The organism is Actinophytocola sp., from assembly GCF_036555685.1.
Classification (GTDB): Bacteria; Actinomycetota; Actinomycetes; order Mycobacteriales; family Pseudonocardiaceae; genus Actinophytocola.
In genome coordinates, this window is record NZ_DATBKY010000216.1 from 1 (window position 1) to 6,876 (window position 6,876).

Here is a 6,876-nt window from a genome sequence, read left to right on the forward strand (position 1 = left end):
GACCTCAACCAGGTCGAGGAGCTGTCCCGGTGGGAGCAGACCAACGGAACGGTGCGCCTGGGCGCCGGCGTGTCGTACACCCGCACGATCGCCGAACTCGGCGACCGGCTGCCCGGCCTCGCGATGGCCGCGCGAACCGTCGGGTCGCCGCAGATCCGCAACCGCGGCACGGTCGCCGGCAACCTGGGCGCCGCGTCGCCGGCCGGGGACTCGCATCCGGCGCTGCTGGCCGCGGACGCGGTCGTGGAGGTCGAGTCGGTACGCGGCGCCCGCCAGGTACCGGTCGCCTCGTTCTACGCCGGGGTGAAGCGCAGTGTGCTGGAGCCGGACGAGCTGATCCGGGCCGTGCTGATCCCGGTCGCCACCGGCCCGCAGCAGTACAGCAAGATCGGCACCCGGAACGCGATGGTGATCGCGGTGGCCGCCTTCGGGCTCGCGTTGCATCCCGGCGCGCGCCGGGTGGGCACCGGCATCGGCTCCGCCGCGCCGACGCCGCGACGCGCCCGGGACGCCGAGGATTACATCGGCGAGGCCCTCGACGCGGGCGGCTACTGGGACACCCGGGAGCCGATTCCGGACACCGCGGCCACCCGGTTCGGCGACCTCGTGGCGTCGGCCTCCGCGCCGATCGACGACGTGCGCGGCAGCGCACGGTACCGCCAGCACGCCCTGTCCGTGATGGCCCGCCGCGCCCTGCTCTGGGCCTGGAACGAATTCCGAGAGGGGTGACGAGCGCCATGCGCCTCAGCTTCACCGTCAACGGCCACGAGATGAAGGCCGACGACATCTGGCCGGGCGAGAGCCTGCTGTACGTCCTGCGCGAGCGGATGGGCATGCCGGGCTCGAAGAACGCCTGCGAGCAGGGTGAGTGCGGCTCGTGCACGGTGTACCTGGACGACGTCGCGGTCTGCGCGTGCCTGGTCGCGGCCGGCCAGGCGCAGGGCCGGTCAGTGCGCACCGTCGAAGGGCTGAGCGACGACGAGTCGGGCTCGCTCGACCCGGTGCAGCAGGCGTTTGTCGACACCGGCGCGGTGCAGTGCGGGTTCTGCACGCCCGGCCTGATCGTCGCCGCGCACGACCTGGTGCGCCGCAAGCCCGACGCGAGCGACGCGGAGATCCGCGAGGCGCTCGCCGGGAACCTGTGCCGCTGCACGGGGTACGAGAAGATCCTCGACGCGGTCCGGCTCGCCGCCGCGAAGGTCGGTGAGCACGCATGAGGCTCGTCATCGAGCACGCCGCGATCGCCACGGTGGACGCGGCGGGCACCGAGCACACCACCGGCCACGTCGTCGTCGCCGACGGCGTGATCGAGTCCGTCGGGGCCGGCCCCGCTCCCGCGGGCGCGGCCGACCGGCGCGTCGACGCCACCGGCTGCCTCGTCACCCCCGGGCTGGTCAACACCCACCACCACCTCTACCAGTGGGCCACCCGCGGGCTCGCCCAGCAGGCGACGCTCTTCGAGTGGCTCGTCGAGCTGTACCCGATCTGGGCCGGCATCGACGACAAGACCACCCATGCCGCCGCACTCGCCGGGCTGACGCGCCTGGCGAAGACCGGCTGCACGACCGCGGCCGACCACCACTACGTCTTCCCCCGCGGCGCGGGCGACCTGCTCGCCCCGATCGTCGAGGCGGCGGGCCAGGTCGGTATCCGCCTGCACGCGGTCCGCGGCTCGATGGACCGCGGCGAGTCCCGGGGCGGCCTGCCGCCGGACTCCGTCGTCGAGGACAAGGACGAGGCGCTCGCCGCCACGGCCGAGGCGATCGACCGCTACCACGACCCGGCCCCGGGCTCGTTCGTGCGCGTGGCGGTCGGGCCCTGCTCGCCGTTCACCGTGAGCACCGAGCTGATGTCCGAGGCCGCGGACCTCGCGCGGGCTCGCGGCGTGCGGCTGCACACCCACCTCGCCGAGACCGTGGACGAGGAGCAGCAGTGCCTCGCCGAGCTCGGCTGCACGCCGGTGGAGTACGCCGACCGGACCGGCTGGCTCGGCGACGACGTGTGGCTCGCGCACGCCATCCACCTCTCCGACGGCGCGGTGGCACGCGTCGGTGCGACCGGCACCGGCGTCGCGCACTGCCCGACGTCGAACTCCCGGCTCGGTGCGGGAATCGCGCGCGTGCAGGACCTCATGCACGCCGGCGCCACGGTCGGCCTCGGCGTGGACGGTGCCGCGTCCAATGAGGACGCCGGGCTCGGCGTCGAGCTGCGCCAGGCGGTCTACCTGGCCCGCCAGCTGAAGGGTCCCGGCACGGCGACCGCGCGGGACGGGCTGTGGCTCGCCACGATGGGTGGCGCGCGCTGCCTCGGCCGGCAGGACGAGATCGGCTCGCTCGAGGCGGGCAAGCAGGCAGACCTCGCGGTGTGGCGGGTGGACGGCGTCGAGCACGCCGGCATCGCCGACCCGGTCGCCGCCCTGGTGTTCGGCCCCCTGCCGCCACTTCGCCTGCTGCTGGCCGGCGGCGAGCCGGTCGTCGAGGACGGCGTGCCGCGTGGTGTGTCCGAAGTGGACGTCGCGGTCGGTCTGCGGTCCGCGAGCGCGGCGCTGCTGGAGAAGGTGAAGCGATGACCGGATCGACCACCCGCGCCGCCCCGCTCGAGAGCACCGTCTCCGGCGTGGTCGGGGACAGCCCGCAGCGGCCGGACGGTACGCTCAAGGTCAAGGGCGAGTTCGCCTACTCCTCCGACATGTGGCACGACGAGATGCTGTGGGGTGCCACGCTGCGCAGCCCGCACCCGCACGCCCGCATCCGCGCCATCGACACCGGCCCCGCGCTCGCCGTGTCCGGCGTCTACGCGGTGCTCACCCACGAGGACGTGCCGGTCAACATCTACGGCCTCGAGCACCCCGACCAGCCGGTGCTCGCCGAGAACGTGGTGCGCTACCAGGGCGAGCCGGTGGCGATCGTGGCCGCCGACCACCCGGAGACCGCGCGCCGGGCGGCCGCGCGGGTACGCGTCGACTACGAGGTGCTCGACCCGGTCACCGACGCCGAGGCGGCGATGCGGCCGGACGCGCCGGTGCTGCACCCGACCCACCCGGACGGCAACGTCGTGCGGCACGTGCGCATCCGCCACGGCGAGGAGGACCCGGCCGCGGACGTCGTGGTCCGCGGCGAGTACACGGTCGGCATGCAGGACCAGGCGTTCCTCGGCCCCGAGTCGGGCATGGCCGTGCCGGCCGAGGACGGCGGCGTCGACCTGTTCATCGCCACCCAGTGGCTGCACGCCGACCAGCGGCAGGTCGCCCACGCGCTGAACCTGCCAGAAGAGAAGGTCCGGCTGCACCTGGCCGGCGTGGGCGGGGCGTTCGGCGCCCGCGAGGACCTGTCGATGCAGATCCACGCGTGCCTGCTGGCGCTGCGCACGGGCAAGCCCGTGAAGATCGTCTACGGCCGCGAGGAGTCGTTCTTCGGGCACGTGCACCGCCACCCCGCGGTGCTGCGCTACGAGCACGGCGCCACGCGCGAGGGCGACCTCGTCTACGTCAAGGCGGAGATCATCCTGGACGGCGGCGCGTACGCGTCGACCACGTCGGCGGTGACCGGGAACGCGGCCACGCTCGGCGCCGGCCCGTACCGCATCCCGAACGTGCGGATCGACTGCTACGGCGTCTATACGAACAATCCGCCGTGCGGCGCGATGCGCGGGTTCGGCGCGGTGCAGGCGTGCTTCGCGTACGAGTCGCAGCTCGACAAGCTCGCCGAAACGCTCGGCATGCATCCGGTCGACGTGCGGATCCGCAACGCGCTCACGGAGGGCTCGGTCATGCCGACCGGCCAGATCGTGGATTCCGCCGCACCGGTCGCCGAGCTGCTGGCGCTGGTGCGGAACCGGCCGATGCCGGCCGTGCCGACCGGGCCGCGGGACCTGCGCGAGCTGCCCGGTGGCGTGTCGAACACGACCCACGGCGAGGGCGTCGTGCGCGGGGTCGGCTACGGCGTGGGCATCAAGAACGTCGGCTTCTCCGAGGGGTTCGACGACTACTCGACCGCACGCGTGCGCATGGCGGTCATCGGCGGCGAGCCGGTCGTGTCCGTGCACACCGCGGCCGCGGAGGTCGGCCAGGGACTCGTCACGCTGCAGGCGCAGATCGCGCGTACCGAGCTCGGCGTGCAGCGGGTGGTGATCCAGCCGTCGGACACGAGCGTGGGCAGCGCCGGGTCGAGCTCGGCCTCGCGGCAGAGCTATGTGACCGGCGGCGCGGTGAAGGCCGCTTGCGAGGAGGTACGCGAGGCTGTGCTGCAGCTCGCCGCCACCCGCTTCGGCGTCGCCGCGGTCGGGCTCGCGGGCGGCAAGGTCGTGTCGGACTCGCAGGAGGTGCTCGCGGACCTCGTGGAGGTGCTCGGCGCGGACACGGTCGAGCGGACTGTCGAGTGGCGGCACCGGCCGACCCATCCGGTGGACCCGTTGACGGGGCAGGGTTTCGCGCACGTTCAGTACGCGTTCGCCGCGCACCGGGCGGTTGTCGATGTGGACGTCGAGCTCGGCCTCGTGCGGGTCGTGGAGCTGGCGTGCGCGCAGGACGTCGGCCGGGCGATGAACCCGGACGCGGTGGTGGGCCAGATCCAGGGCGGGTCCGCGCAGGGCCTCGGTCTCGCGGTGATGGAGGAGATCCAGGTCGTCGACGGCGTGGTGCGCAACCCGTCGTTCACGGACTATCTCATCCCGACCGTGCTGGACATGCCGCCGATGCCCATCGACGTCCTCGAGCGCGCCGATCCCCATGCCCCGTACGGACTCCGCGGCGTCGGCGAGCCGCCGACGCTCTCGTCCACACCGGCGATCGTGGCGGCCATCCGGGCGGCGACCGGGATTGCGCTTACCCGGGTGCCCGTCCGCCCGGAGCACATCGTCGGCTGAGGCGATCCGCCGCGGTGCGGGACAAGCGGCGGAAGCCGTCGGTGGGCCGTTCCGCCATTTGTTGGGGGAAACGGAAATCGGAGCACATGTCGATCACTGGCGGCCACCGTACGAGCAAGTTGCGGTACTGGCAGTAGTTCACCCGTTCGGTCTAGCTCCTACCACCTAGGGTGGTGGTCTGCGAAGGCCTCGGTGCCCGTTTGGGCGCTGAGCGCCTTCGTGCGTCGCTGGTAGCGTCAACCAGCGTCGTCACCGGAGAAGGACGAGTGGATGACCAGGCCTAGGGATGGCTCCGGTGGATAGATCTGAGCTGGTCAGCGACTGGGCGGAAGCGCTGGCTCAGGTCATCTACATCGCGCGGTCGCGCCAGGAGATCGAGCATGGGCTGACCGCGGCGCTCGACGACCTCGTGCGCGCGTGGACGGCCGACCCGTTCACGCCGGAGCCCGCTGTCGGAGTCGCGCGGGAGCTCGTGAACCTCGGGCTGACGAGCCCCGAGTGCGCGCAGTGCTCGATCGAGGTGCTGGTGGCCGGGATGCCGCAGCTGACCGAGCGCGCCCGCGTCGCCGACGCCCTCGGCAAGCTCGCACGCCTCACCGGCGCGCTGGCGCGCGGGTTCGGTGAGGGCATGCGCCGCCGGCAGTTCGACGAGCAGGAGGCGCTGACGCTCGCGCTGATCTCCGCGCGGGAGAACGCCGAACGCGCGCTGGAGGACAGCGAGGCGCGGTTCGAGGAGATCTTCTCCTCCTCGTCGGTCGGCATGGCGATCAGCAACCTCGACGGCTCGCTCATCCGCACGAACCGGGCGCTCGCCGACATTCTCGACCACCGGCACGGCCGCATCACCGCGGAGCGGCTGGAGGAGCTGTTCCATCCCGAGGACGCGGAGTACCTGCGGCTGCGCTTCCAGGTGTTGCTGGAGGAGGACGCGATCCCGTTCCGCGAGCAGCGGCGGCTGCTGCGCGCGGACGGCGAGGAGGCGCTGGTCTTCCTGTCCGCTTCGGTGCTGCGCGACCCGGACGGCTCGCCGCGCTACTACGTGACCTCCGCCGAGGACGTGTCGGACAAGCACTTCCTCGAAAACCAGCTGCAGTTCCAGGCGATCCACGACCCGCTGACCGGGCTCGTCAACCGGCACCGCTTCCTCGGGCTGCTCGAGGAGTCGCTGCGCGGCAAGGAGAAGGTCGAGGGCCTGACCGTCTTCCACCTGGACCTGGACGACTTCCGCGCGATCAACAACGGCCTCGGCCGCGACGTCGGGGACCGGCTGCTGCATGCCGTCGCCACGAAGCTGCGCCAGGTGTTCGAGGGCGAGCGGGCGACGATCGCGCGCTTCGACGGCGACGAGTTCGGCGTGCTGCTGGTGAACACGTTGAGCACGCCGCCGATCGGCAGCATCGCCACGCGCATCAACGACGAGCTCGCCGAGCCGGTGTACGTCGGCGGGGAGGGCATCGCGGCCACCGCCACGATCGCGGTGGCGCACCTGCCGGGCGAGGGCACCCAGCCGGCCGACCTGCTGCGCGCCACCGACACCACGCTGCAGCGGCTCAAGGAGTCCGGCCGGCGCCAGTGGGGCATGGTCGACGCGGACGCCAACGAGCAGGACCGGCTGCGCTACTCGCTCGCCGCCTCGATGCCCGGCGCGTGGGAGACCGGCGAGATCGCCATCGACTACCAGCCGCTGGTCGCGGTGGGGGACAAGAGCATCGTCGCCGTGCAGGCGCTGCTGCACTGGGAGCACGCCACGCTCGGGCCGCTGGACCACGCCCGCTGCCTGGAGGCGCTGGCCGACACCGGTCTGTCGCTGCCGATCGGCCGCTGGATGCTCAGCCGGGCCTGCGCCCAGTTGCGTACGTGGACCGACCGCTTCGACGGCGGGCTGCCGAAGCTGTACGTCGAGCTGTCGCGCGAGCTGGCCGGCGACCCCGACCTCGTGTCGACCGTGCGGGCCGTGCTCGCCGACGCCTCGCTCGAGCCCGACCAGCTGCAGCTCGGCATGCCCGTGCAGGC

At 72.8% G+C, this 6,876-nt stretch carries 5 protein-coding genes; all 5 read left to right on the forward strand.

The annotated features are described in order from the left end of the window. Positions 1-729, forward strand: a 729-nt coding sequence (locus tag VH969_RS20440; RefSeq protein ID WP_331976574.1) for an FAD binding domain-containing protein, incomplete at its 5' end; no start/stop codon positions are given. Positions 730-737: 8 nt separating this feature from the next. Continuing rightward, on the forward strand, positions 738-1,217 hold the full coding sequence (locus VH969_RS20445) for a (2Fe-2S)-binding protein (protein ID WP_331976576.1): 480 nt from the start codon (positions 738-740) through the stop codon (positions 1,215-1,217). Next, positions 1,214-2,569: an 8-oxoguanine deaminase gene (locus VH969_RS20450; RefSeq protein WP_331976578.1), complete on the forward strand. Its 1,356-nt coding sequence runs from the start codon at positions 1,214-1,216 to the stop codon at positions 2,567-2,569. The genes VH969_RS20445 and VH969_RS20450 overlap by 4 nt, the downstream gene beginning before the upstream one ends. Further along, positions 2,566-4,863 carry a xanthine dehydrogenase subunit D gene (pucD, locus tag VH969_RS20455; protein WP_331976580.1) on the forward strand — a complete coding sequence of 766 codons (2,298 nt, stop codon included), beginning with the start codon at positions 2,566-2,568 and terminating at the stop codon, positions 4,861-4,863. Before VH969_RS20450 ends, pucD begins: the two co-directional genes overlap by 4 nt. 295 nt (positions 4,864-5,158) lie before the next feature. After that, the coding region (locus tag VH969_RS20460) for a diguanylate cyclase domain-containing protein (RefSeq protein WP_331976582.1) at positions 5,159-6,876 on the forward strand (1,718 nt) is incomplete at its 3' end.

Excerpts from the sequence above, each read along its gene's own strand:
- VH969_RS20445 (WP_331976576.1), top strand. The coding sequence starts at position 738 with ATGCGCCTCAGCTTCACCGTCAACGGCCACGAGATGAAGGCCGACGAC.
- VH969_RS20450 (WP_331976578.1), top strand. The coding sequence starts at position 1,214 with ATGAGGCTCGTCATCGAGCACGCCGCGATCGCCACGGTGGACGCGGCG.
- pucD (WP_331976580.1), top strand. The coding sequence starts at position 2,566 with ATGACCGGATCGACCACCCGCGCCGCCCCGCTCGAGAGCACCGTCTCC.